The sequence below is a fragment of the Luteimonas sp. MC1782 genome (genome assembly GCF_014164605.1).
Lineage (GTDB): Bacteria > Pseudomonadota > Gammaproteobacteria > Xanthomonadales > Xanthomonadaceae > Luteimonas.
This window is the reverse complement of record NZ_JACJFT010000001.1, coordinates 542,733-566,407: the sequence shown is the minus strand read 5'-3', so window position 1 is coordinate 566,407 and position 23,675 is coordinate 542,733. Positions and strand designations below refer to the sequence as shown.

General features: G+C 69.8%; 23 protein-coding genes and 1 other RNA gene. 7 read left to right on the top strand and 17 right to left on the bottom strand.

All coding sequences use genetic code 11. The features are described 5' to 3' along the window. Positions 1 to 94: 94 nt before the first annotated feature. From dnaK to hrcA, 3 genes are all read right to left on the bottom strand, one after another. On the bottom strand, positions 95 to 2,014 hold the full coding sequence (gene dnaK / locus H5368_RS02725) for a molecular chaperone DnaK (protein WP_182821108.1): 1,920 nt from the start codon (positions 2,012 to 2,014) through the stop codon (positions 95 to 97). 100 nt (positions 2,015 to 2,114) lie between these two features. After that, the gene (grpE, locus tag H5368_RS02720; RefSeq protein ID WP_182821106.1) at positions 2,115 to 2,618 is read right to left on the bottom strand and encodes a nucleotide exchange factor GrpE; all 504 of its coding nucleotides are present in this window, start codon (positions 2,616 to 2,618) and stop codon (positions 2,115 to 2,117) included. Between the two features lie 5 nt (positions 2,619 to 2,623). Then, complete coding sequence (gene hrcA, locus H5368_RS02715; protein WP_182821104.1) at positions 2,624 to 3,706, bottom strand: heat-inducible transcriptional repressor HrcA; 1,083 nt, start codon at positions 3,704 to 3,706, stop codon at positions 2,624 to 2,626. A gap of 89 nt (positions 3,707 to 3,795) precedes the next feature. On the opposite strand from hrcA, the gene recN reads away from it, so the two are divergent. Continuing rightward, positions 3,796 to 5,484, top strand: a complete 1,689-nt coding sequence (gene recN, locus H5368_RS02710) for a DNA repair protein RecN (RefSeq protein WP_182821101.1) — start codon at positions 3,796 to 3,798, stop codon at positions 5,482 to 5,484. 9 nt (positions 5,485 to 5,493) lie between these two features. Here the strand turns inward: recN and fur are convergent, their stop codons facing one another. After that, complete coding sequence (gene fur / locus H5368_RS02705; RefSeq protein ID WP_182821099.1) at positions 5,494 to 5,898, bottom strand: ferric iron uptake transcriptional regulator; 405 nt, start codon at positions 5,896 to 5,898, stop codon at positions 5,494 to 5,496. A gap of 103 nt (positions 5,899 to 6,001) precedes the next feature. Between fur and bamE the strand changes: the two genes are divergently transcribed. Continuing rightward, the gene (gene bamE, locus H5368_RS02700) at positions 6,002 to 6,391 is read left to right on the top strand and encodes an outer membrane protein assembly factor BamE (protein WP_182821097.1); all 390 of its coding nucleotides are present in this window, start codon (positions 6,002 to 6,004) and stop codon (positions 6,389 to 6,391) included. A 4-nt stretch (positions 6,392 to 6,395) separates the two neighbouring features. Here the strand turns inward: bamE and H5368_RS02695 are convergent, their stop codons facing one another. Then, positions 6,396 to 6,650 carry an RnfH family protein gene (locus tag H5368_RS02695; RefSeq protein WP_182821095.1) on the bottom strand — a complete coding sequence of 85 codons (255 nt, stop codon included), beginning with the start codon at positions 6,648 to 6,650 and terminating at the stop codon, positions 6,396 to 6,398. A 1-nt stretch (position 6,651) separates the two neighbouring features. Beyond that, entirely contained in the window at positions 6,652 to 7,083 is a 432-nt protein-coding gene (locus H5368_RS02690) for a type II toxin-antitoxin system RatA family toxin (protein WP_182821093.1), read from the bottom strand. Between the two features lie 55 nt (positions 7,084 to 7,138). On the opposite strand from H5368_RS02690, the gene smpB reads away from it, so the two are divergent. Then, positions 7,139 to 7,639 carry an SsrA-binding protein SmpB gene (gene smpB / locus H5368_RS02685; protein ID WP_182821091.1) on the top strand — a complete coding sequence of 167 codons (501 nt, stop codon included), beginning with the start codon at positions 7,139 to 7,141 and terminating at the stop codon, positions 7,637 to 7,639. A 6-nt stretch (positions 7,640 to 7,645) separates the two neighbouring features. Here smpB and H5368_RS02680 read toward each other — a convergent pair whose 3' ends face one another. After that, positions 7,646 to 9,838, bottom strand: a complete 2,193-nt coding sequence (locus tag H5368_RS02680) for a CHASE domain-containing protein (protein ID WP_182821089.1) — start codon at positions 9,836 to 9,838, stop codon at positions 7,646 to 7,648. 143 nt (positions 9,839 to 9,981) lie between these two features. Between H5368_RS02680 and ssrA the strand changes: the two genes are divergently transcribed. The 3 genes from ssrA (at position 9,982) to H5368_RS02665 (ending at position 13,215) form a co-directional block, all read left to right on the top strand. Further along, positions 9,982 to 10,335: a transfer-messenger RNA gene (ssrA, locus tag H5368_RS02675) on the top strand. Positions 10,336 to 10,477: 142 nt separating this feature from the next. Further along, entirely contained in the window at positions 10,478 to 11,230 is a 753-nt protein-coding gene (locus H5368_RS02670; RefSeq protein WP_182821086.1) for a response regulator, read from the top strand. Further along, entirely contained in the window at positions 11,227 to 13,215 is a 1,989-nt protein-coding gene (locus tag H5368_RS02665) for an ATP-binding protein (protein WP_182821084.1), read from the top strand. Before H5368_RS02670 ends, H5368_RS02665 begins: the two co-directional genes overlap by 4 nt. Positions 13,216 to 13,242: 27 nt before the next feature. On the opposite strand, the gene H5368_RS02660 is transcribed toward H5368_RS02665, so the two are convergent. From H5368_RS02660 to H5368_RS02615, 10 genes are all read right to left on the bottom strand, one after another. Beyond that, positions 13,243 to 13,974, bottom strand: coding sequence for a helix-turn-helix domain-containing protein (locus H5368_RS02660; RefSeq protein WP_182821081.1), 732 nt, complete (start codon positions 13,972 to 13,974; stop codon positions 13,243 to 13,245). A gap of 108 nt (positions 13,975 to 14,082) precedes the next feature. Further along, positions 14,083 to 14,919 (bottom strand): universal stress protein, encoded by an 837-nt coding sequence (locus tag H5368_RS02655; RefSeq protein WP_182821079.1) that lies wholly within the window; start codon positions 14,917 to 14,919, stop codon positions 14,083 to 14,085. Between the two features lie 99 nt (positions 14,920 to 15,018). Then, positions 15,019 to 15,696 (bottom strand): OmpA family protein, encoded by a 678-nt coding sequence (locus tag H5368_RS02650; RefSeq protein WP_182821077.1) that lies wholly within the window; start codon positions 15,694 to 15,696, stop codon positions 15,019 to 15,021. A gap of 100 nt (positions 15,697 to 15,796) precedes the next feature. Beyond that, the gene (alr, locus tag H5368_RS02645) at positions 15,797 to 16,936 is read right to left on the bottom strand and encodes an alanine racemase (protein WP_182821074.1); all 1,140 of its coding nucleotides are present in this window, start codon (positions 16,934 to 16,936) and stop codon (positions 15,797 to 15,799) included. A gap of 4 nt (positions 16,937 to 16,940) precedes the next feature. Then, entirely contained in the window at positions 16,941 to 18,356 is a 1,416-nt protein-coding gene (locus tag H5368_RS02640) for a replicative DNA helicase (protein ID WP_182821072.1), read from the bottom strand. A gap of 194 nt (positions 18,357 to 18,550) precedes the next feature. Next, a complete protein-coding gene (gene rplI / locus H5368_RS02635) occupies positions 18,551 to 19,003 on the bottom strand; it encodes a 50S ribosomal protein L9 (RefSeq protein WP_182821070.1) in 453 nt (150 codons plus the stop codon). Positions 19,004 to 19,106: 103 nt separating this feature from the next. Continuing rightward, complete coding sequence (gene rpsR, locus H5368_RS02630) at positions 19,107 to 19,337, bottom strand: 30S ribosomal protein S18 (protein WP_182821068.1); 231 nt, start codon at positions 19,335 to 19,337, stop codon at positions 19,107 to 19,109. 11 nt (positions 19,338 to 19,348) lie between these two features. Further along, positions 19,349 to 19,804 (bottom strand): 30S ribosomal protein S6, encoded by a 456-nt coding sequence (gene rpsF, locus H5368_RS02625; RefSeq protein ID WP_182821066.1) that lies wholly within the window; start codon positions 19,802 to 19,804, stop codon positions 19,349 to 19,351. Positions 19,805 to 19,995: 191 nt separating this feature from the next. Beyond that, positions 19,996 to 21,798 (bottom strand): DUF885 domain-containing protein, encoded by a 1,803-nt coding sequence (locus tag H5368_RS02620; RefSeq protein WP_182821064.1) that lies wholly within the window; start codon positions 21,796 to 21,798, stop codon positions 19,996 to 19,998. A 51-nt stretch (positions 21,799 to 21,849) separates the two neighbouring features. Next, positions 21,850 to 22,191: an iron-sulfur cluster assembly accessory protein gene (locus tag H5368_RS02615; protein WP_182821062.1), complete on the bottom strand. Its 342-nt coding sequence runs from the start codon at positions 22,189 to 22,191 to the stop codon at positions 21,850 to 21,852. An 82-nt stretch (positions 22,192 to 22,273) separates the two neighbouring features. Between H5368_RS02615 and asnS the strand changes: the two genes are divergently transcribed. Further along, complete coding sequence (asnS, locus tag H5368_RS02610; RefSeq protein ID WP_182821060.1) at positions 22,274 to 23,674, top strand: asparagine--tRNA ligase; 1,401 nt, start codon at positions 22,274 to 22,276, stop codon at positions 23,672 to 23,674. Position 23,675 lies beyond the last annotated feature (1 nt).

The following is a 23,675-nucleotide window of genomic DNA, read 5'->3' as shown; positions in this document are numbered from 1 at the left end:
TGTCGGGCGACGCACCCGTGCAACCGGGCGCGGAAACGACATCGGGAACCGCGCATACGCAGCCACGGTTCCCGACGTCACATACCGATGGCGGTCAGGCCTTGGAGTCGTCGTCCTTGACCTCGGTGAACTCGGCATCGACGACGTCGTCGCCGGCCGCCGGCGCACCGGCATCGCCACCCGCATCGCCACCACCCTGCTGGGCCGCGGCGGCGAAGAGCGCCTGGGCGGCCTCCTCGAGCACCTTGGTCCTGGCCTCGATCTGCACCTTGTCGTCGCCCTTCATGGCGGTCTCGACGTCGGCGATCGCGGCCTCGACCCGGCCGATCACGTCGCCCGGCACCTTGTCGCCGTTGTCCTTGATCGCCGTGCGCGTGCCGTGCACCAGCGCGTCCGCCTGGTTGCGGGCGCCGACCAGTTCGTGGAACTTCTTGTCGTCCTCGCGGTGCGCTTCGGCATCGGCCACCATCCGCTGGATTTCCTCGTCCGAAAGACCCGAGCCGGCCTTGATCTCGACCTTCTGCTCCTTGTTGGTCTTCTTGTCCTTGGCGGTGACGTGCACGATGCCGTTGGCGTCGATGTCGAACGACACCTCGACCTGCGGCATCCCGCGCGGGGCGGCGTCGATGCCGGTGAGGTCGAACTTGGCCAGCGACTTGTTGTAGCGGGCCTGCTCGCGCTCGCCCTGCAGCACGTGCACGGTGACCGCGGACTGGTTGTCCTCGGCGGTGGAGAAGGTCTGCGAGGCCTTGGTGGGCACCGTGGTGTTCTTCTCGATGATCTTGGTGAACACGCCACCCAGGGTCTCGATGCCGAGGCTCAGCGGGGTCACGTCGAGCAGCAGCACGTCCTTGACGTCGCCCGCCAGCACGCCGCCCTGCACCGCGGCGCCGATGGCGACCGCCTCGTCGGGGTTCACGTCCTTGCGCGGCTCCTTGCCGAAGAACTCGGCGACCGCCGCCTGCACCTTCGGCATGCGCGTCTGGCCGCCGACCAGGATCACCTCGTTGACGTCGCTGGCACGCAGGCCGGCGTCGTTGAGCGCGGTGCGGCACGGCTCGATGGTCTTCTTGATCAGGTCCTCGACCAGCGCCTCCAGCTTGGCGCGCGTCAGCTTGATGTTGAGGTGCTTCGGGCCCGAGGCGTCGGCGGTCACGTACGGCAGGTTGACCTCGGTGTGCTGCGCGGTGGACAGCTCGATCTTTGCGCGCTCTGCGGCATCGCGCAGGCGCTGCAGGGCCAGCGGATCCTTGCGCAGGTCCATGCCCTGGTCCTTGTTGAACTCGTCGACCAGGTAGTCGATGACGCGCTTGTCGAAGTCCTCGCCACCGAGGAAGGTGTCGCCGCTGGTGGCGAGCACCTCGAACTGCTTCTCGCCGTCGACTTCCGCGATCTCGATGATCGACATGTCGAAGGTGCCGCCGCCGAGGTCGTACACGGCGATCTTGCGGTCGCCGCCGTCCTTGTCCAAGCCATAGGCCAGCGCGGCCGCGGTCGGCTCGTTGATGATGCGCTTGACGTCGAGCCCGGCGATGCGGCCGGCGTCCTTGGTCGCCTGGCGCTGCGAGTCGTTGAAGTACGCAGGCACGGTGATGACGGCTTCGGTGACCTTCTCGCCCAGGTAGTCCTCGGCGGTCTTCTTCATCTTTTCCAGGATACGCGCGGAGACTTCCTGCGCCGACAGCTTCCGGCCGTCGCTGGTCGCGACCCAGGCGTCGCCGTTGTCGTGCTGGGCGATGGCGTACGGCACCAGGCCGATGTCCTTCTGCACCTCGGCGTCGGTGAACTTGCGGCCGATCAGGCGCTTCACCGCGTAGAAGGTGTTCTGCGGGTTGGTGACCGCCTGGCGCTTGGCCGACGCACCCACCAGCACCTCGCCGTCCTTGGTGTAGGCGACGACGGAGGGCGTGGTGCGGTCGCCCTCGCTGTTCTCGATGACGCGGGCCTTGCCGCCGTCCATGATCGCCACGCACGAGTTGGTCGTGCCCAGGTCGATGCCAATGATCTTTGCCATGGGATGTATGCCTCTTTGAGGTTTGTCTGGGGGGCGGCAAGCCGCCGATGACTGCTATCTGGGGACGCGGCGGGCGCCTTCAAGCGCCGGGGGCGCGGATTCAGTCGTCGCGGGCCACGGCGACGAGCGCCGGGCGCAGCAGCTGTTCGTTGAGCTGGTAGCCCTTCTGGAACAGCTGCGCGACCGCGCCGGCGGGAACGCCTGCGGCGTCCACCACGCTCATCGCCTGGTGCTGGTCGGGGTTGAACGCATCACCCGGCGCCGGCGCGAGCTGCACCAGCCCCTGGCTGGCCGTGACGCGCAGCAGTTCGCGCAGCGTCAGCTCCATGCCCGTGCGCATCGGATCGTCGGCCGCGCCCGCGAGCAGCGCCGCGTCGAGGCTGTCGAACACCGGCAGCAGGTCGCCGAGCAACTGCTTGTTGGCGAACCGGCAGGCATTCTGCACATCGCGCTGCAGGCGCTTGCGCTGGTTGTCAAGGTCGGCACGCTCCACCAGGGACTGCGCGCGCAGCTGCTCGAGCTCGCCGCGGAGGGCCTCGAGTTCGTCGTGCGGAATGGTGTCGGCGGCCTCGAGGGTATCGTCGGGCGTCTGTTCGTTGGTCATCGCTGTCAGGGTCCGGGAGTGTCGCGGTCCGCACTTTGTGGGGATGGCGGCTCCGGATTCAAGGCATTGCCCAGCATGTCGGCGGTGGCCTGCACCACCGGAATCACCCGGTCGTAGGCCATTCGCGTGGGGCCGATGACCCCGAGCACCCCCAGTACGCGCCCCCCTGCCCCGTACGGAGCGGTCACCAGCGACATGCCGGCCAGCGGCGCCAGCCCGGTCTCCTCACCGATGAACACGCGCACGCCCGGTGCCTTCACCGTGCGCTCCAGCAGCTGCAGTATTTCGCGTTTCTGCGCGAAGGCGTCGAACAGCTCGCGCAGGCGCTCGACGTCGGCCAGGTCCTGCACCCCGAGCAGGCGCGCCTGGCCGGAGACCACCACGTCCTCGTCGCCGGGCACCAGCACCTGCTCGGCGATTTCGGTGGTCGCCCGCAGCAGGCCCTCCATTTCGCTGCGCGCGGCGCGCAGGTCGCTGACCAGGGTGGCGCGGATCTCGTGCAGCGGGCGGCCGGCGAAATTGGCGTTGAGGTAGTTGGCCACCTGTTCGAGTTCGGCCGGGCCGTAGGGGCGCCGGGTCAGCACGATGCGGTTCTGCACCTCATGGTCGGCAAAGACCACGATCGCCATCACCCGCTGGCCGTCCAATGGCACGAAATCGATCTGCCGGAACGCGAACTGGCCGCGTCCCGGCACGCTGACCACGCCCACGAACCGGGTCATCGCCGAGACCAGCTCCGACGCGCTGCCGAGCAGCGACTGCGTGCCGCCGCCGGTTGCCAGCTCTCCGCGCAGGCGTGCCAGTTCCGGCTCCTGCAGCGGGCTCAGCTGCAGCAGCGAGTCGACGAACACGCGGTAGCCCTGCGGCGTGGGCACGCGCCCGGCCGACGCGTGCGGTGCCGCCAGCAGCCCGACCTCCTCCAGGTCGGCGAGGATGTTGCGGATGGTCGCCGGGCTGACATCCAGGCCGGCGTGGCGGGCCAGGGTCTGCGAACCCACGGGCTCGCCATCGCGGATGTGGCGCGCGATCAGGGTGCGCAGCAGCTGGCGTGCGCGGGCATCGAGGGGGTCATCGCGGCGTCGGGACATCCCGGGGGTATATGTCGCCCGGCTCCGAGTCGCAAGCGCTGCGACGCGGCGATGGCAGCCTGCCGTCCCTCGCGGCACAATCGCGTCCCATGCTCAAGCGCCTCTCCATCAAGGATTTCGCCGTCGTCGCCGCCACCGAGCTCGAGTTCGGGGCCGGTCTGACCGTGGTGTCGGGCGAGACCGGCGCCGGCAAGTCGCTGCTCGTCGATGCCCTCGGCTTCCTGTCGGGCCAGCGCGCCGACAGCGGCATGGTCCGGCATGCCGCGCAGCGCGCCGAGCTCGACGCCGACTTCGACCTCGCCGGCTCGCCGGCCGCGCAGGCCTGGCTGCGCGAACAGGAGTTCGACGACGGCGAGGCCTGCCAGCTGCGCCGCACCCTGCGCGCCGATGGCGGTTCGCGGGCGTGGATCAACGGACGCCCGGCCACGCTCTCGCAACTGGCCGCGCTGGCGGCTCACCTGGTCGAGATCCATGGCCAGCACGAGCACCAGGCGCTGCTGTCGCGCGCCAGCCAGCTCGCCCTGCTCGACGCCTTCGGCCGCCACGAGGCGCTGCTGGCCGCGGTGGCCGCCGCGGCGCGCGGCTGGGCCGCGCTGCTGCGCGAACGCGAGCAACTGACCGCCGCAGGGGATGTCTCCGACCGCATCGACTGGCTCGGCCACCAGCTGGGCGAACTCGAGCGCGAGGACCTGGATGCGGACGCCATCAGCGCGCTCGCCGCCGCGCATCGCCGCCAGGCCCATGCCACCACCCTGGTCGACGCCTGCGACGTCGCCCTCGCCCGCCTCGGTGACGGCCACGGCGCGCTGCCCGCCGAGCTGCACCAGCTGCGCGGCGGGCTGGCGCGGCTGCAGGACCACGAGCCGCGCCTGGGCGAGGTGCAATCCATGCTCGAGGGTGCCGCGATCCAGCTGGACGAGGCGGCGATCCTGCTCGACCGCATCCGCGCCGACCTGGACCTCGACCCCGCGCAGCTCGAGGACCACGAGCGCCGCCTCGCGCGCCTGCACGACCTGGCGCGAAAGCACCGCGTGGCACCCGAAGGGCTCGCCGCGCAGCGTGACGCACTGGCCGCCGAACACGAGGCACTGCACGCCTCAGCGCGGCGCCTCGGCAGCCTGGGCACCGAGATCGATGCCGCCGCGGAGGCCTGGCGCAAGGCCGCCGTGGCACTGGGCAAGGCGCGCGCGCGCGCCGGCAAGGCACTGGCTGTCGCCACCACCGCGCTCGTCGGCGAACTGGGCATGGGCGGCGGGCGATTCGAAGTCGCGCTGGAACCCACCGCCGGGGACGCTCCGGATGCGCAGGGCGCCGAGCGCGTCGAGTTCCTGGTGTCGGCCAATGCCGGGCAGCCGCCGCGACCGCTGCGCAAGGTCGCATCCGGCGGCGAACTGTCGCGCATTTCGCTGGCCATCGAAGTCGCCGCGCTGGGCCTCGACGCGGTGCAGACCATGGTCTTCGACGAAGTCGATTCCGGGATCGGCGGCGGCGTGGCGGAGATCGTCGGCCAGAAGCTGCGCGACCTCGGCAGCCGGCGCCAGGTGCTGTGCGTGACCCACCTGCCGCAGGTCGCGGCCCAGGGCCACGCGCACTACAGCGTCAGCAAGGCCGAACGCGGTGGCGTCACCCAGAGCGCGGTGCGCCTGCTCGACGACGGCGAACGCCAGGAAGAACTGGCGCGCATGCTGGGCGGGGTGGAGGTCAGCCGCGAGGCGCGTGCGGCCGCCAGGCGGCTGTTGCGCGATGCGGCGACAGGGGGCGTGGACGTCGCCGGCTGAGGCCTGCGGTCAGCGCTTCTTGCGCACGTACAGCACCAGCGAGTGCTCTTCGAGGATGTAGCCGTGCTGCGCGGCGATCCTGCTCTGCAGCTCCTCGATCTCCGGGCTCTCGAACTCGATGATGCGCCCGGTGTCGACGTCGACCATGTGGTCGTGGTGGCCACCGCGGTCGATCTCGTAGACCGCCGTGCCGCCCTCGAAATTGTGCTTGAGCACCAGCCCGGCCGCCTCGAACTGGGTCAGCACCCGGTAGACGGTGGCGAGGCCGATTTCATCGCCGCCTTCCAGCAGGTGGCGATAGATGTCCTCGGCGGTCATGTGGTGGTGCGCGGTCTTCTGCTCGAGCAGTTGCAGGATGCGCATCCGGGGATGCGTGACCTTCAACCCGGCCTTGCGAAGCTCATGGGTTTCCATGCCTGTTCCGTTCATTGGCGATTGGGGTGCCAGCTGCCGTGGAGCCGGTCGCGGCGGCCCGGCGAGTGTATCATCGCGGGGATTTCCGCCGTCCTGGGTTCCAATGCGCAAGCTCCTCGTCCCCGTCATCGTCGCCTGCCTCGCCACTGGCTGCGGGCTCGTCTACAAACAGCCGATCTACCAGGGCAACCTGCTGAAGAGCAGCGACGTCGCACAGCTGCAGGCGGGCATGAACCGCCAGCAGGTGTCGGCATTGCTCGGCACGCCATCGGTGCAGGACCCGTTCCACCAGGAGCGCTGGGACTACACCGCCAGCGAGCGCACCGGCCGCATCGGCAAGACCGAGGTGCACAACCTCACGCTGTGGTTCGAGGGCGACACGCTGGCCAAGTGGGAAGGCGACCAGTTCCCCGATCGCGACGCCGAAATGATCAAGGACGTGCGGCGCTCGTTCGGGCCGAACCTCGCGCGCGACAAGAAAAAGACGCGCTGACCGCTCAGCGGCGACGCGCGGCGCGCAGGCGCCTGGCATCCTTGGGGTCGACCTGCAGCGGCCGCAACAGCTCCACCCGGTCACCATCGCGCAGCGCGGTGGTGGCGGTGACACGCTCACCGAACACCGCGTAGCCAGCCACTGCTTGCAGCGGCAGGCCGCAGGCGGCAATGGCGTCGGCCACGCGCGCGCCGTCGCGCAGTTCCACTTGCACACTGTGGTGCGTGCGTGGAAACGCGAGCACCACTTCGACGCGCACCTCAGGCGTCCGGATCGTCGGCGATGCGCACGAAGTCGTCGACCATGCGGTCGACCAGCCCCTGGAAGCCGAGCTTCATCGCCGGCGCCAGCAGGCGGCTGCGCGGCTCGAAATCCAGGCTCAGCGTGACCTTGCACGCCGACTCGTCGAGCGCGTGGAACTCCCAGCGGCCTTCGAGGCGCTTGAACGGGCCATCGCGCAGGTGCATGTCGATGCGCTGCGGTGGCGTGAGCAGGTTCTCCGTGGTGAACCAGGTGCGCATGCCGGCGATGCCGAGTTCGAGGCGACCGAGCACGCGCCCCGGTGCGGACTCGAGCACTTCGGCACGATCGCACCACGCGAACCGTGCCGGATACGCCGCGATGTCGTTGACCAGCGCGAACATCCGCGACGCGGCGTGTCCGACCAGGGCTGAGCGCTTGATGATGGGCATGTGGGCAGGCGGTCTCGCGTTCCTTTCCCGCCCCGTGCCGTGTGAGAATGACGCGATGGGCAAGACTGCTGGCAAGGATAAGGGAAAGAGCGGCGCCGGGGGCACGATCGCGCTCAACAAGCGCGCGCGCCACGAGTACCACCTCGAGGACCGTTTCGAAGCCGGCATGGCGCTGCAGGGCTGGGAACTGAAGGCGATCCGCGCAGGCCGCGCCAACATCACCGAGAGCTACGCGGTGGTGCGCAGCGGCGAGATCTTCCTGTTCGGCGCGCAGATCACCCCGCTGCTGCAGGCGTCCACGCACGTCATCGCCGATGACCGCCGCACGCGCAAGCTGCTGCTGCACCGTCGCGAGATCGACATGCTGGTCGGCAAGGTGGAACGCGACGGCTACACCATCGTGCCCAGCGCGATGTACTGGAAGGGCAACAAGGTCAAGATCGAGATCTCGCTGGCCAAGGGCAAGCAGACCCACGACAAGCGCGACGCCGCCAGGGACCGCGACTGGGCGCGCGACAAGCAGCGCGTGATGCGGCGCCACAACCGCGACGCCTGAGCGGCTTCATCCCACGCCGGCATCGTCGGGCAGCGTGAAGCGGAAGCGCGCGCCCTCGCCCACCCTGCCCTCCGCGGTGATGCTGCCGCCGTGGCGCTCGATGATGCGCTTCACCGAGGCCAGGCCGATGCCCTCACCGACGAATTCGTCCTGCGCGTGCAGACGCTGGAACGGACGGAACAGCTTGCCGGCGTACGCCTCGTCGAAGCCGACGCCGTTGTCGGCCACCTCGAACCAGGTCTCGCCGGCATGTTCGACCCGGTGGAAGGCGATGTGGCCGCGCTCCCGGCCGCGGGTGAACTTCCAGGCGTTGCCGAGCAGGTTGTTGAGCAGGTTCCTCACCAGCACGCTGTCTCCTGATGCGTGCAGGCCGGGCTCGATCTGCGCGTCCACCTGCCGCTGCGGATCGCCGTGGCGCAGGTCGGCGACGATGTCCGCCGCCATCGCCGACAGGTCCAGGGGCTCGCGGCGCAGCTCGCCGCGGGACACCCGAGACATCTTCAGCAAGGCATCGATCAGCTCGCCCATGCGCGCCGCTGCGGCGCGCACGCGCGCGAGATAGCCACGCCCGGCATCGTCGAAGGCATCGGCATGGCGTTCGCCCAGCACGCGCGTGAAGCCGTCGATCGCCCGCAGCGGTGCACGCAGGTCATGCGAGATGGTGTAGGCGAAGGATTCCAGCGCCTCGTTGGCCCGCGTGAGTTCGCGCGTGCGCAGCGCGACCCGCGCCTCGAGGGTGCGGTTGAGCGCGTTGATCTGCGCCTCGGCGCGCACGCGGTCGGTGATGTCCTCCACCTGCGCCAGGCTGGCCACGTCCTGGCCCACGTCGCCCGGCACCTGCGCGTACGTCAGCAGCACATGGCGCAGCTCGCCGTCGTCGCGCCTGAGCTCGCGCGTCACGCGGTACACGCTGCCGGTCGCCGCGCGCGAGCGCTCTTCGGCGGCGTCGCCGGTGCCGCTGAACAACGCCTGGAAGTCGCGACCCATCAATTCCTCGGGCGACGCGCGCAGGATGTTGGCCAGGGCCAGGTTGGCATCCACCACGCGCCCGTCGCGGTCGAGCAGCGCCTTGCCGATCGCCGAAAAGCGCATCGCACTGCGGAAGCGCAGTTCGCTGCGCCGGTACGACTCGCTCATGCGCGCCGCGATCTGCTGCGCGCGCGACTGGGTCCGCGCCAGCGACAGCGCCACAGCGAACATCAGGAATGAGGCCAGCATGCCCAGCACGATCGTGCCCTGGGTGCCGAGCAGCGCCGACCCGCCGTTGCCGGCGCGCACCTGGTGGAAGTCCAGCCGCCAACGCCGGCCGTACACCTGCTCTTCGACGCTGTGGGTGACAGCGGCGGCATGCTTTCCGGGCGCAAGCACCGCATCGTGCGCATACACCAGCGTCTCGACACCGTCGCCGATGTCGACGATGCGCAGCCCCGGCGTGCCGGGCGCGTCCGCCACTGCCTGCTCGACGAAACCGTCGAGGCGGAATGGCGCGCAGACCCAGCCGGCCAGGGCCGCGGCGCGTGCGGACGGGTCGGACGGCACGATGCCCGCCCGGTACACCGGCGCGAAGATCACCAGGCCGCGCCCCGCTCCCACCTGCGCGAGTTGCAGCGGCGCGGTGATGCGCGCGGCCCCGCTGTCGCGCGCGGCCAGCATCGCCGCCGCGCGGGTGGGCTCCTGCAGCATGTCGAAACCGATGGTGTTGACGTTGGCGATCGTGCGCGGTTCCAGCAGGACCACCGGCCCGTACTGCGCACGCGCACCCGGCGGATCCACGTTGAACAGCCCCATCCCGGCCGCGCGGCGCCTGAGCTGCAGTTCCTGCAGGGCGGCCGGCGACAGCGCCTCGGCGTAACAGAGCCCGAGCATCGCCGGAAACCTGCGGTCGAGTTCCAGGCCGTCGGTGTAATGCCGCCACTGTTGCGGGCTGGGTGCCTGCACGGTGGCGAACAGCGACACGCCGCCACGGGTGATCAGTTCGTAGGTGAGCAGTTGCTGGCGCAGGCGCGCGACTACCTGTTCGGCCTCGCCCGCCAGCCGCGCCTGTGCAAGCTCGCGCTCGCGCGTGCCGGCACCGGTGGCGTAGATGGCCACCAGCGCGAGCGAAGCCACCAGCACCAGCGCGGCCAGGAGGTAGCCGTGCCGCGATGGCAGGGCGTCGGGTGACAGCAGGGCCTCGTCGGCGGTCATCGGCAGGAGCATACCGGCTGCGCGGCGACCCTTCCGGATGAACGTTGCCCGGCGCGGCTGCAGGCACCGGCCTTGCACGCGGCGCACGCGACCCTATACTTCACCTGTCTCGCAGTTTCACTGCCTTTCCGGCAGATGCCAGCTTTCCCGATCATGGGGGTGCACTGGCTTCGACGGGGGTCGCGAAATCGCCTGGCGCATGCCGAGGGGGTAGCTTTCCTCGTAAATCCAGCTGCAAAACTCTAGTTGCCAACGACGACAACTACGCTCTCGCCGCTTAAGGCGTAAGCCCCGAACCCACTTGTGCCCGTGCTCGTGGATGTAGGGTCATTATCACGGAACCGGCTGCGGTGGTTGCCTGTCAACCGCGGCTTAACAAAAACAGGCTGGTCCTGGGGTGCGCTTCGCCCACTGTGCTGCCACAGGACGAGACCCAACGGTGAGCTAAGCATGTAGTGCCGGGGATGGAGTGCCTTCGGACGGGGGTTCGATTCCCCCCACCTCCACCATCCACGAACGAACCCGACCCCACACGGTCGGGTTTTTTCGTTCTGGTCCACGTGAACCCACGCCCGCGCCGGGCGCCGTCGCGGGGGCCTGTGCGATCCTATGCACCATGGACGCGCCCCCTTCCCAGCGTTGCCTGGCCACATGAGCATCGACCCGTTTGCCGCCGGCGACGCACGCCCGCGCGTGCTCGTCGTCGACGACGACGCCGACATCGTCGCTCTGCTGGCGCGCTATCTGGGCAGCAACGGATTCGTGGTCTCGAGCGCCGCCAGTGGCGCCGACCTGCGCGAGGCCCTGGCCGGTGCGCTGCCCGACCTGGTGCTGCTCGACCTGGGTCTTCCCGACGAGGACGGCCTGTCGCTGCTGCAGCACCTGCGCCAGCAGTGGCGGCTTCCGGTGATCGTGGTCAGCGGACGTGGCGAAGCGGTGGAACGCGTGGTCGGGCTGGAGCTGGGTGCCGACGACTACATCGCCAAGCCCTTCGATTTCCGCGAACTGCTGGCGCGCGTGCGCTCGGTGCTGCGGCGCGCGCCGGCGGTGGCCGCGGACGTCCCCGCGCCGGCCCCGACGCCGATCCGGCGCCTCGCGTTCGAAGGCATGGTGCTCGACCTTGCCGCGCGCAGGCTGGCCGACGCGGGCGGCCGCGATATCCCGCTGACCACGGGCGAGTTCGACCTGCTGCGCGCCTTGCTGCAGCACCCCAACGAAGTGCTGAGCCGCGACCGGCTGATGAACACGCTGCACGGGCGCGAGGCCGGGCCGTTCGATCGCGCGATCGACGTCGGCATCGCGCGGCTGCGGCGCAAGATCGAGCGCGATCCGGCAACGCCCGAGCTGATCCGGTCGGTGCGCGGTGCCGGCTACCTGCTCGCTGCCGACGTCTGCCCGGCATGAGCGACGCGGGCGCCATCCCGGGACTGTTCGAGGCCGTGCCCGACGCCTTGCTGGTGGTCGACGGCGAAGGTCGCGTAGTGCGCGCGAACGCGCACGCGGAAGTCCTGTTCGGACACGCACGCGGCGCGATGGTGGGCCTGGAGATCGAGGACCTCGTGCCGGAAAGCGCGCGTGCGCGCCACCGCGTGTATCGCGACCGCTACATGTCGGCCCCGCACGTGCGACCGATGGGCGCCACCGGCCAGACCCTGGTGGGCCTGCGCAGCGACGGCACGAAGTTCCAGATCGAGATCGCGTTGAGTCCGCTGGACAGTGCGGACGGCAAGCGCTTCCTCGCCTCGGTGCGCGACATTTCCGGCAGCCAGCGCGTGCAGCAGGCGTTGGCGCGGGCCCGCTACGACGCGATCGCGGCGCGCATCGGCCAGCTGGCGCTGGAGGCGGCGGCGGAATCGAGCCTGCTCGAGGAGCTGCCGCCGCTGCTGGTGGAGGCGCTGGGCGTGCAGGCGGTGGCGATCGTCGCCGCCGCATCCGGCCAGCAGGCGGCCGCCGTGCGCGGTGCCGCGGGCACCGGCTGGCAGGCCGGGAGCACCGTGCCGCGGCCCTTCGCCGGCGAGCACCGGGACGCCTGGATCATCGGCGACATCGCCGCGGATCCATCTGCCGCCGCGCTGTTCCCGTTGCCGCTGCCGCCTTACGGCAGCGCGGTGCTGGTGCCGGTGTTCGAACATCGCCGGGTGACGGGCGCGCTGCTGGCGGCATCGCGCGAGACGCGCCGCTTCGACCACGATGCCTGCCACCTGCTGCAGACGGCGGCCACCACGCTGTCGACCTACGTGCAGCAGCGGCGCGCCGAAGAGCACCTCGCCCACGCGCAGCGGCTGGACGCGATCGGCCAGCTCACCGGCGGCGTGGCCCACGACTTCAACAACCTGCTCACGGTGATGTCCGGCAGCCTGCAACTGCTGGAGCCGGAAATCGCCAGCACCGATGGCCAGGCGCTGCTGGCCAGCGCGCTGCGTTCAGTCAGCCGCGGCGCCGAACTCACCGCCAAGCTGCTGGCGTTCGCGCGCCGGCAGCGCCTGCAACCGAGCGCCGTCGACGTGCCACGGCTGCTGCACGACCTGGAACAGGTGCTGCGGCGCACGCTCGGCGACAGCGTGCGCCTGCGCGTCGAGGTGGCACCCGGGCTGCCTCCCGCGTACGTCGATGCCGGCCAGCTCGAGGCCGCATTGCTCAACCTGGCGCTCAACGCGCGCGACGCGCTGGGCCGCGGTGGCGAGATCGTGTTCACGGCGGCCCCGGACGAGGTCGGCGCGGACCAGGCCAGCGCGGAACTCCCGGCCGGCGACTACCTGTGCCTCGGCGTCAGCGACGATGGCAGCGGGATGCCGCCCGACATCCTGGCGCACGCGATGGAGCCGTTTTTCACCACCAAGGGCCGCGAACGCGGCAGCGGCCTCGGCTTGAGCATGGTGTACGGCTTCGCGCGCCAGAGTGGCGGAGGCCTCGTGATCGACAGCGTGCCCGGGCACGGCACCGCGGTCCGGCTGTATGTGCCTGTGGCGCGCGACGCAGCTGCCGGAGTCGAGCCACTGGCCCGCCCCGCCGCCGGCAGCGGCCGGGGCGAAGGCGTACTGGTGGTCGAGGACGACGCCGCGGTGCGCGCGATCGCGGTGGCGTTCCTGCGCGGCGCCGGCTACCGGGTGCTGGCGGTGGCCGACGGCGAGACCGCGCTGCGCGTGCTGCGCGAAGAGCCGGCGATCGCCCTGCTCTTCAGTGACGTCATGCTCGGCCCGGGGATCGACGGCAAGGCGCTGGCCCGTGAAGCGCTCGCGTTGCGCCCGGGCCTTGCCGTGCTGTTGACCTCTGGCGACGAGGAACACGCCGCCGACGCCGGTGGCGGCCAGGGCCTGCGCCTGCTGCGCAAGCCCTGGCGGCGCGAGCAGCTCGCCGACGCGGTGCGCCGGGAACTGCAGGCGGGTTGAGGCGAAGGCGCGGCGCCGTGTACGCGCCTAGTGGCAACGCGCCTCACCCGCCAGCACCGCACGCAGGCCGGCTTCGTCGACGATGCCGATCCGCCGGCCGTCGACGTCGATCATGCCGTGCGCCTGCAGGCGCGACAGCGCCCGGGTCACGGTTTCCAGGGTGATCGCCAGGAAATTGCCGAGTTCGGCGCGCGTCATGCGCAACTGCAGCAGCTGCGGGTCAAGACCCATGGCGGCGAACCGCGCCGACAGGTCGAGCAGGAACGCCACCACGCGCTGGTCGGCGCCCAGCGTGCCGATGGCCAGCATCCAGCGCCAGTCGCGGCGGATCTCGGAAGCCAGCAGCGAGGTCAGGCGCTCGCGTACCTCGGGCATCAGGTCGTCGGGGCGCGCGCACGGCAGTTCCCAGACCTCGGCGGCGTCGAGGGCCACCGCATCGCAGGCCTGCGCCGGCATGTCGACCGCATCCAGCCCGAGCAGGTCGCCGCGCATGCGGAACCCGGTGATCTTCTCGCGGCCATCCTCGCTGAGCACGCTGGTGCGGAAGCAGCCCGAGCGCACGTAGTACAGCGACTGCCGCGGCTGGCCGGCGTGGAACAGCACCTGGCGTGCCGCCAGGCGATGCACGCGCGGTGGCCAGCGCAGCAGCAACGCCTCGAGTGCCGGCACCACGGGTGCCTGGCGATCGGCCGACCATGCGGCGGCGGGGCCGCGGAGGTGAGGGTCGAACAGGCTCGCGGGAGGAACTGGCTGGAGCATCGGGACGTCCACTGGATTGCGTTGCGATGCAATCTAATGGGCGTGGCGCGTCCCACGGGCAGCGGTCGGTAACCGTTGGTAACGGAATGTAACCGTGGCCGCGCGCGTTCAGTGCGACAGCAGCAACGGCACCGGCGAGCCCAGCAGCAGCTCGCGGGTCACGCCACCCATCACCCACTCGCGCAGCCGCGAGTGGCCATAGCCACCGGCCACGATCAGCTGCGCCGGCATCTCGCGCGCATGCTCAAGCACGATGGCGCTCACCGCGCGGCCGCGAGCGGCCTGCACCACCATGTCGGCGCGCACCGCGTGCCGCGCCAGGTGGGCGGCGACATCGACGAGCGCCTGCTCGCCTTCGGCGCCCGGCGAAGGGTCGACCACGACCACGTCCACGCGCGACGCATCGCGCAGCAGCGGCAGTGCGTCGTGCAGTGCGCGCGCGGCCTCCGCGCCAGGGCGCCAGGCGAGCAGCACCGCCCCACCCGCCTCCGGTGCGGCCGCGCCAGGTGGCACGACCAGCACCGGGCGTCCCGAACCGAGCAGCAGGGACGCCACGAAGTCGTGCGCCACGCTGCCCTCCGCACCATCGTTCGCCGGCCCCGCGACCACCGCGAGATCGGCGTTGTGGGCCATGTCGACCGACACGCGCGGTGGATCGGAAAAAAGCGCCTCGACCACGCGCACCTCGACCTGGACACCGTGGCCCGCGAGCGCGGCGCGCCGGGACGCGGCGTTGGCCTGGCCTTGGGCGCGCAAACGGTCGTGCACATCGCCGATCGCGATATCCGGCATCAGTCCCCAGGGGTTGGCTGTCGGCATGGGCAGGTTGACGATCTCCAGGATCGTCAGTTGCGCGTCGAACCGCCTGGCCAGCGCGAGCGCGGCGGTGATCGCGGCCTCGTCGCCCGGGGTGGCGGTGACGGGGACATACAGGCTCCTGGGCATGCGCGGCTCCGCGATCGCAAGGTGGGAACGCCGGGTGTATTCCGTCAAACGGAAAAGGGCCGCGCGAGCGGCCCTTCTCCTGGCGCAACCGACGGCGGATCAGCCGCGCAGCGGGACCACGCGGATCTCGACGCGACGATTGGCCGCGCGACCCTGCTCGGTGGAGTTGTCGGCGATGGGCATGTTCTTGCCGAAGCCGACGATCTCGAAGCGTTCGCGCTGCAGGCCCTGGCCGATGAGATAGTTGCCCACCGCCGACGCGCGCTGCTCGGAGATGCGCTGGTTGACGGCGTCGCCGCCGATGTTGTCGGTGTGCCCGGCCACTTCCACGATGGTCTGGTTGTACTCGGCCAGGGTGCGCGCCACGTTGTTGAGCGCCGGGTAGAACTGCGGCTTGAGCGCGGTCTTGTTGAAGTCGAAGGTCACGCCATCCGGCAAGTTGAGCTTGATGGTGTCGCCCTCGCGGTCGACGATGATGCCGGTGCCCGCGGTCTGGCGGCGCAGCTCGGCTTCCTGGCGGTCCTGGTAGACGCCGACGGCGCCACCGGCCAGTCCACCCACGCCCGCACCCACCAGCGCGCGCTGGCGGCGCTCGGTGGCGTCGGAACCGCTCAGCAGGCCGGCGACGGCGCCGATCCCCGCACCGATCAGCGCGCCGCGCTGGGTCCGGTTGGGATCGTTCGGATCGCTGGTCTGGCCGGTATAGGTGGCGCAGCCGGAGATGAGGACGGCGCTCGCTGCCGCAGTGGCGAAGAAGATACGGGGGGCTGTACGCATGGGGAACTCCTGGTCGGGCGGCATGCGCCCGGGGGTGGGTGATGAATGACCGGGCTCACGCTAACCGCGATGGTGTCCGCGCGGGGTGACGGCCCAGCGGCTATTCAGCTGACAGAAAGCCACCGCTGTAGACGCGTGGAATGCGGTCGTTCAAACCCACCAGCACTTCGTACGGAATCATGCCGGCCGCGGCCGCCACCTGTTCCGCCCGCAGCTCGGCATCGCCCTGGCGGCCGATCAGCACGACCTCGTCTTCGTTCCACGCGCTGTCGCGGCCGATGTCGACCATGAACTGGTCCATGCACACCCGCCCGACGATCGGATACCCGCGACCGCGCAGCAGCACGGTGCCGCGCGAGGACAGCGCACGCGGATAGCCGTCGCCGTAACCGATGGGCACCGTCACCACGCGGGTGTCCGTGGCCGGTGTCCAGGTGCCGCCGTAGCTGACCGCATGCCCGGCCTGCACCACCTTGAAATAGACCACGCGCGAAACCAGCGAAAGCGCCGGCTGCACCGCCACCGTGGCACGCGCCCCGGCACCCGGCAGCACGCCGTACAGCAGGATGCCGGGACGCACCATGTCGAGTCGCGTGTCCGGGCAATGCAGCACGCCGCCGGAGTTGGCGATGTGCCGGGGCGGCACTGGCGCGCCGATGCGGCCGAAGTGCGCGCAGGCGTCTTCGAACCGCGCCAGTTGCAGCGCCGTCGTGGGCGAGTCGGGTTCGTCCGCGCAGGCGAGGTGCGAATAGATCCCGGCCAGCCTGATCCAGCGCGACGCCACCGCGGCCTCGATGAAGGGCCCGGCGCTCCAGGCATGCACGCCGATGCGCTCCATGCCGGTGTCGATCTTCAGGTGCACCGTGGCGTGGCGACCCATCGACGCGGCCGCGGCCTCGACGTGGCGCAGCTTCTCCAGCGACGACACGGTGATTTCGAGGTCGTGGACCAGGTACTGCGCCACCTGCGGCCCGTAGATGCCGCCCAGCACCAGGATCGGCACGCTGATGCCGGCACGGCGCAGCGCGATGCCCTCCTCGGGGAAGGCCACGCCCAGGTGCTCGACGCCATGCACCTGCAGGTGGCGTGCCACCTGCACCAGGCCGTGGCCATAGGCGTTGGCCTTGACGATGGCCATCACCGGCACGCCGGCGTGGGCACGGATGGCACGCAGGTTGCCGGCGATGCGGTCGAGGTCGACCAGGATCCGCGTCGGGCGCTCGGCGGCATGCAGGCCCATGCCGCTACTCGAAGCTGCCCACCGAGTCGTGGGCGAGGTTGTCGAAGCGCGTGTACTCGCCGAAGAACTTCAGTTTCACCGAACCCGTGGGCCCGTTTCGCTGCTTGCCGATGATCACCTCGGCAAGGCCCTTGTCGGGCGAGTTTTCCTTGTTGTAGTAGTCGTCGCGGTAGATGAAGACGATCACGTCGGCGTCCTGCTCGATCGCGCCCGACTCGCGCAGGTCGGCCATCACCGGGCGCTTGTCGGCGCGTGTTTCCAGCGAGCGGTTGAGCTGCGACAGCGCCAGCACCGGCACGTTGAGTTCCTTGGCCAGGCTTTTCAGCGAGCGCGAGATCTCGGAGATCTCGGTGGCGCGGTTCTCGCTGTTGCCCGGTACCGCCATGAGCTGCAGGTAGTCGATGACGATCAGGCCGAGGTCGTGTTCGCGCTTCAGACGTCGCGCCTTGGCGCGCAGCGAATCGGGCGACAGCGCCGGGGTGTCGTCGATGAAGATCTTGGTTTCCTTGAGCAGGCGGATCGCGCTGGACACGCGGCTCCAGTCCTCGTCCTCGAGCAGGCCGGTGCGCAGGCGGGTGGCATTGACGCGGCCCACGGACGAGATCAGTCGCAGCGCGAGCTGGCTGGCCGACATTTCCATGGAGAACACGGCCACGGCCTTCTTGGTCTTCATGGCGGCGTACTCGGCCATGTTGAGCGCCAGCGTAGTCTTGCCCATCGCCGGGCGCGCGGCCAGGATCAGCAGGTCGGTGGGCTGCAGGCCGGCGGTCATCTCGTCGAATTCGACGTAGCCGGTGGGCAGTCCGGTGATGCCGCCGCCGTTGGCGTAGCGCGTCTGCAGCACGTCGAAGGCTTCGGCCATCGCCTTGTTGACCGGGGTGAAGTCGGTGCGGCCACGGTTGCCGGCCTCGGCGATCGCGAACACGTCCTGCTCGGCCTTGGCGAGCAACTCGGAACTCTCGCGGCCACCTGGCTGGAAGCCGTCGTTGACGATGGTGGTGCCGACTTCGATCAGCTGCCGCAGCACGGCCTTGTCGCGCACGATCTCGGCGTAGGCGACGATATTGGCCGCCGACGGCGTGGTGCTGGCCAGTTCAACCAGGTACGCGCCGCCCGCCACCATCTCCGACTGCCCCTGCGACTCGAACCACTCGCCCAGGGTCACCGCATCGTAGGGACGGTTGCGCTCGGCGAGTTCCTTGATGGCGCGAAAGATCAGCTGGTGGTCGCGACGGTAGAAGTCGGACTGGTCGAGCTGGTCGCCAACGCGGTCGTAGGCCTCCGGCGAGAGCATCAGCCCGCCCAGCACGGCCTGCTCGGCCTCGACCGACTGCGGCGGTATGCGCAGCTGTTCGACCCGGGCATCGCCACGCCCCTGGAAGGCGGGGCCTTCGTGCTGGAAGCCCGGTCGTGCACTCATCGGTATCAGGACTCCCCTTGTGGGACCGTCGCCGCGGCCCTTTCTTCGTTGTCGGATTGTTATCGTAGCCCCCGCTGCCGGAAAGCGCTGCAGATAACACTGTGGATAACCGGTGGGCATCGCACGGCGTGAGACGACGGAAAACGAAGACGGGCGCCTCTCGGCGCCCGTCGACGGAAACGCTTGGAACCCGATCAGGCGGCTTCGGGCGCCACCACCACGGTGACCGTGGTGTCGATGTCGGCGTGCAGGTGCAGCACGACCTCGTACTGGCCGGTGGCGCGGAACGCGCCCTCGCCCAGCACCACTTCCGACTTCTCGACCGGATGGCCGGCCTTGGTCAGCGCCTCGGCGATATCGCGCGGGCCGACCGAGCCGTACAGCTTGCCTTCGGTGGAGGCGTTGGCGTAGATCGTGACACTCACGCCCTCGAGCGACGCCAGGCGCGTGTTGGCTTCGTCGTGCGACGCCACGGCCTTGGCTTCGTACTCGGCGCGGCGCGCCTCGAAGTCGGCGAGGTTGGAGGCGGTGGCGGGAACGGCCTTGCCCTGCGGCACCAGGAAATTGCGGCCGTAGCCCGGCTTCACGTCGACCTTGTCGCCGAGGTTGCCGAGGTTCACGACCTTCTGCAGGAGGATCAGTTGCATGGTGGAGCTCCGTATTCGTTAGCGGCGCATGGCGCCGCAACTATGGCTGTCCGAACGGACGGTGTGAGGCGGACGCGCCTCCCGTACCGGGAGGCGCGCGCGATCACATGGTGTGGTTGTCGGTGTACGGGATCAGGGCCAGGAAACGGGCGCGCTTGACGGCCGTGGCCAGCTGGCGCTGGTACTTCGCCTTGGTGCCGGTGATGCGGCTCGGGACGATCTTGCCGTTCTCGGTCACGTTCTGGCGCAGGGTGTTGAGATCCTTGTAGTCGATCTCCTTGACACCCTCGGCGGTGAACTTGCAGAACTTGCGGCGGCGGAAGAACTTGGACATGTGCGTGCTCCTCAGGCGGCTTCGGTGGTGTCGGTGTCGGACTCGGGCTTGTCGCCCTCGCCTTCACCCTGGTCGTCACGCGGGCGGCGTTCGCCGCGCTCGGGACGGTCGCCGCGGTCGGGACGGTCGGTCTTCTCCGGCTTCTCGTCCTTGTTCTTCATGATCAGGGACTGTTCGGTGTCGGCCTCTTCGCGGCGGATCACCAGGTGGCGCAGGATGGCGTCGTTGAAGCGGAAGCCTTCCGCCAGCTCGTCGAGGACGGCCTGGCCGACTTCGATGTTGAGCAGCACGTAGTGGGCCTTGACCAGGTTGTCGATGGGATACGCCAGCTGGCGCCGGCCCCAGTCTTCGAGACGGTGGATCTTGCCCTCGCTGCCTTCGATCAGCGTCTTGTAACGCTCGACCATGGCAGGCACCTGCTCGCTCTGGTCCGGATGGACCAGGAACACGATCTCATAGTGACGCATGTGTATTTCCTTGTGGATATCGGCCGCGACGCGAGTCGCAGGCCCGGATAGCCCCCGGCAGTGGAACGAGCGGCCGTGGGGCAAGGTCTCCCGGCGAACGGGAGCCGGCAAGTATGGCAGCCCGGCGGCCGCGGGCGCAAATCGTGGCCTGCCGCGCCTTCAGGCGGGCCTGCGCGACCGTGGCGGGAATTTCAGCCCCCGACTGCGCCCTTGGCAGCCTGCTGCCCGGCGATCCAGGCGTCGATGTGCTGCTCCAGCGTCTCCAGCGGCACGGAGCCGGTGACCAGCACGGCGTCGTTGAAGTCGCGCAGGTCGAACGCGGGGCCCAGCGCGGCCTCGGCGCGGGCGCGCAGCTCGGAGATCTTCAGCTGGCCGATCTTGTAGGCCAGCGCCTGGCCGGGCCAGCCGATGTAGCGGTCGATCTCGTTGGTGACGTCCTGCAGCGTCTTGGGCGAATTGTCCATGAAGTAGTCGATCGCCTGCTGCCGGCTCCAGCCCTTGGCGTGCATGCCGGTGTCGACCACGAGCCGCACCGCGCGCCACATGTCGTAGGCCAGCTGGCCCATGCGGTCGAGCGGATCGTCGTAGAGGCCCATGTCGTAGCCGAGGCGCTCGGCGTACAGGCCCCAGCCTTCGCCGTAGGCGGTGAAGTAGCCGACGCGGCGGAAGGTGGGCACGCCGGGCAGTTCCAGCCCGCGCGCGAACTGGAAGTGGTGGCCGGGCACCGCTTCGTGCAGCGACAGGGCCATCATTTCCCAGGTCGGGCGCACCTCGGGCCGGTACAGGTTGACGTAGTAGTAGCCGGCGCGGCTGCCGTCGGTGGCGCCGGGCTGGTAATAGGCGGTGGTGGTGTCGGGTGCGATGTTGTCGGGGATCGGGCGCACGCCGTACGGGAGCCGCGGAATGGTGCGCGCGATCTTCACCAGCTCCGGGTCGATGCGCTTGGAGATCGCCTGGTAGGCCTCGAGCAGGGCCTCGGGGGTCTCGTGGAAGTACGCCGGGTCGCTGCGCAGGTGCTCGAAGAACGCCGCGAGGTCACCCTTGAAGCCGACCTCGCCCTTGACCCGCTCCATCTCGCCGCGGATGCGCGCCACTTCGCGCAGGCCGATGGCGTGGATCTCCTCGGCGCCGAGCTCGGTGGTGGTGAACTGGCGGGCCAGGAAGTCGTAGTAGGCACTGCCGCCGGGCAGGTCGGCGGCGGCGATGGTCTCGCGCGTCGCGGGCAGGTATTCGGTTTCGAAGAACTCGGCGAAGCGCCGGTATGCGGGGACGATGTCGCTGGCCACCACCGTGCGCGCCTCGGCCTCCAGGCCGGCCCGCTCCGCCTGCGGCACACCGTCGCGGAAACGGGTGAACGGGCGGTAGAAGGGGCTCCGCCGCGGATCTGCCACCACCTGCGCGGCGATCTGCCCGGGGATGCGCTCCATCAGCACGCGCGGCGGCACGTTGCCCGCGGCCATGCCTTCGCGCAGCAGCACGATGGTGGCGTCGACCTGCGCCGGGATGCCGCGCATGCGCGCCAGCCAGTCGCGGTAGTCCTTGACGGTCGCGAACGGCAGCACCTCGGCGATGCCTTCGGCGGTCTGCACACCGCCGCGCTGGCTGACGGCGCGCTGGTACTCGCGGTACTGCTGGCGCTCGACGGCCTTCTCCAGCTGCCAGGCCATGACGTCGTAGCTGAGCTGGTCCTGCGCCGGCAGTGCTGCACGGTCGATGGCGCGCAGGCGCGCCAGCGCATCGCGGTCGGCCGCCTGGTGCGCTGCGATCGCCGCCAGCGAGATGTCGCTCCAGCGGTCGTTGTAGAGGGCATCGCCGCGATAGCTGGCCGTTTCCGGGGATTCGCGCAGGCCGCGCTCCCACTCTTCGTCGAAGAAGCGGTGGAGCTCGGCGGATGCAGTGCCGGCTTTCGCCGATGGGGAAGCCGGGGCGTCGGCCGCGACCGCCACGGTGGTCAATGCGACGGACAGCAGCAACAGCATCAGCACGCGCGACATGGCGGGTCCGGAGAAGCGGGAATGGCCCCGGAGTCTAACCGCGTGACGGCGTCAGGCGGCCTTGTCGGCGTCGGTGGTGAAACTCTCACCGCAGCCGCACTCGGCGGCGACGTTCGGGTTGCGGAACACGAACTGCTCGTTCAAGCCGTTCCTGGTGAAGTCCATCTCGGTGCCGTCCACGAGCTCGAGGCTGTCGGCGGTGACGTAGATGCGCACGCCGTCCTGCTCGAACACGGTGTCGCCCTCGCGCGCGTCGCGGGCAAGGTCAACGGCGTAACCCCAGCCGGAACAGCCGGTGCGGTGCACGCCGAATCGCACGCCGAGCGCATCTGGCGCGCTGGCGAGGAATTCTTTCACCCTTTCCAGGGCGGCGGGAGCGAGGATGATGGCCATGATGTTGATTCTACTCCGTTGCGTGGCGCGGGTCCGGTAAACTGCCCGTCCTATCTCGGTCCATCCCCCAAGGATTCAAGGCATGACGGTGGTCAGCGTCGAGCACGCGCTCGCAGGCGGCATTCCCGCCGGTGGTGAAGTCACGGTCCGCGGCTGGGTACGCACCCGCCGCGACTCCAAGGCCGGGCTGTCCTTCGTCAACGTCAGCGACGGCTCGTGCTTCGCGCCGATCCAGGTGGTGGCGCCCAGCACGCTGCCCAACTACGAGGATGAGGTGAAGCGCCTGTCCGCGGGTTGCTCGGTCATCGCCCGCGGCACGCTGGTCGCATCCCAGGGCCAGGGCCAGAGCTTCGAAATCCAGGCGAAGGACATTGAAGTGGTCGGCTGGGTGGAAGATCCCGAGACCTATCCGATCCAGCCCAAGGCGCACTCGCTGGAGTTCCTGCGCGAGGTCGCGCACCTGCGCCCGCGCACCAACCTGTTCGGCGCGGTCACCCGCATCCGCCACTGCCTGGCGCAGGCGGTGCACCGCTATTTCCACGAGCAGGGCTACTTCTGGGTCAACACCCCGATCGTGACCACGTCGGATGCCGAGGGCGCGGGGCAGATGTTCCGCGTGTCCACGCTCGACATGGCCAACCTGCCGCGTGATGCGGGCGGCGCGGTCGACTTCGGCCGCGACTTCTTCGGCAAGGAGACCTTCCTCACCGTGTCCGGCCAGCTCAACGTCGAGGCCTTCTGCCTGGCGCTGAGCAAGGTGTACACCTTCGGCCCGACATTCCGTGCCGAGAACTCCAACACCACGCGGCACCTGGCCGAGTTCTGGATGATCGAGCCGGAGATCGCGTTCGCCGACCTCTCTGAAACCGCGCGCATCGCCGAGGAGTTCCTGAAGTACCTGTTCCGCGCGGTGCTCGACGAGCGCAGCGACGACATGGCCTTCATCGCCGAGCGCGTGCAGAAGGACGCCATCACGCGGCTTGAGGGCTTCATCAACGCGCCGTTCGAGCGCATCGAGTACGGCGATGCCATCAAGCTGCTGCAGGCGTCGGGACACAAGTTCGACTTCCCGGTCGAATGGGGCCTGGACCTGCAGACCGAGCACGAGCGCTGGCTGACCGAGCAGCACGTCGGCCGCCCGGTCGTGGTGACCAACTACCCGGAGCACATCAAGGCGTTCTACATGCGCCTCAACGACGACGGAAAGACCGTGGCCGCCATGGACGTGCTGGCGCCCGGCATCGGCGAGATCATCGGCGGCTCGCAGCGCGAGGAGCGCCTGGACGTGCTGGACGCGCGCATGGACCAGTTTGGACTCGACCGCGACCACTACGACTGGTACCGCGATTTCCGCCGCTACGGCACGGTGCCGCATGCCGGCTTCGGGCTCGGCTTCGAGCGCCTGATCGTCTACGTCTGCGGCCTGTCCAACATCCGCGACGCGATCCCCTACCCGCGCGCGCCCGGCCACGCGGAGTACTGAG

Bases quoted from the DNA above. Each gene is read 5' to 3' on its own strand.
- dnaK (WP_182821108.1), bottom strand. From the start codon at position 2,014: ATGGCAAAGATCATTGGCATCGACCTGGGCACGACCAACTCGTGCGTG.
- grpE (WP_182821106.1), bottom strand. From the start codon at position 2,618: ATGACCAACGAACAGACGCCCGACGATACCCTCGAGGCCGCCGACACC.
- hrcA (WP_182821104.1), bottom strand. From the start codon at position 3,706: ATGTCCCGACGCCGCGATGACCCCCTCGATGCCCGCGCACGCCAGCTG.
- recN (WP_182821101.1), top strand. From the start codon at position 3,796: ATGCTCAAGCGCCTCTCCATCAAGGATTTCGCCGTCGTCGCCGCCACC.
- fur (WP_182821099.1), bottom strand. From the start codon at position 5,898: ATGGAAACCCATGAGCTTCGCAAGGCCGGGTTGAAGGTCACGCATCCC.
- bamE (WP_182821097.1), top strand. From the start codon at position 6,002: ATGCGCAAGCTCCTCGTCCCCGTCATCGTCGCCTGCCTCGCCACTGGC.
- H5368_RS02690 (WP_182821093.1), bottom strand. From the start codon at position 7,083: ATGCCCATCATCAAGCGCTCAGCCCTGGTCGGACACGCCGCGTCGCGG.
- smpB (WP_182821091.1), top strand. From the start codon at position 7,139: ATGGGCAAGACTGCTGGCAAGGATAAGGGAAAGAGCGGCGCCGGGGGC.
- H5368_RS02680 (WP_182821089.1), bottom strand. From the start codon at position 9,838: ATGCTCCTGCCGATGACCGCCGACGAGGCCCTGCTGTCACCCGACGCC.
- H5368_RS02670 (WP_182821086.1), top strand. From the start codon at position 10,478: ATGAGCATCGACCCGTTTGCCGCCGGCGACGCACGCCCGCGCGTGCTC.
- H5368_RS02665 (WP_182821084.1), top strand. From the start codon at position 11,227: ATGAGCGACGCGGGCGCCATCCCGGGACTGTTCGAGGCCGTGCCCGAC.
- H5368_RS02660 (WP_182821081.1), bottom strand. From the start codon at position 13,974: ATGCTCCAGCCAGTTCCTCCCGCGAGCCTGTTCGACCCTCACCTCCGC.
- H5368_RS02655 (WP_182821079.1), bottom strand. From the start codon at position 14,919: ATGCCCAGGAGCCTGTATGTCCCCGTCACCGCCACCCCGGGCGACGAG.
- H5368_RS02650 (WP_182821077.1), bottom strand. From the start codon at position 15,696: ATGCGTACAGCCCCCCGTATCTTCTTCGCCACTGCGGCAGCGAGCGCC.
- alr (WP_182821074.1), bottom strand. From the start codon at position 16,936: ATGGGCCTGCATGCCGCCGAGCGCCCGACGCGGATCCTGGTCGACCTC.
- H5368_RS02640 (WP_182821072.1), bottom strand. From the start codon at position 18,356: ATGAGTGCACGACCGGGCTTCCAGCACGAAGGCCCCGCCTTCCAGGGG.
- rplI (WP_182821070.1), bottom strand. From the start codon at position 19,003: ATGCAACTGATCCTCCTGCAGAAGGTCGTGAACCTCGGCAACCTCGGC.
- rpsR (WP_182821068.1), bottom strand. From the start codon at position 19,337: ATGTCCAAGTTCTTCCGCCGCCGCAAGTTCTGCAAGTTCACCGCCGAG.
- rpsF (WP_182821066.1), bottom strand. From the start codon at position 19,804: ATGCGTCACTATGAGATCGTGTTCCTGGTCCATCCGGACCAGAGCGAG.
- H5368_RS02620 (WP_182821064.1), bottom strand. From the start codon at position 21,798: ATGTCGCGCGTGCTGATGCTGTTGCTGCTGTCCGTCGCATTGACCACC.
- H5368_RS02615 (WP_182821062.1), bottom strand. From the start codon at position 22,191: ATGGCCATCATCCTCGCTCCCGCCGCCCTGGAAAGGGTGAAAGAATTC.
- asnS (WP_182821060.1), top strand. From the start codon at position 22,274: ATGACGGTGGTCAGCGTCGAGCACGCGCTCGCAGGCGGCATTCCCGCC.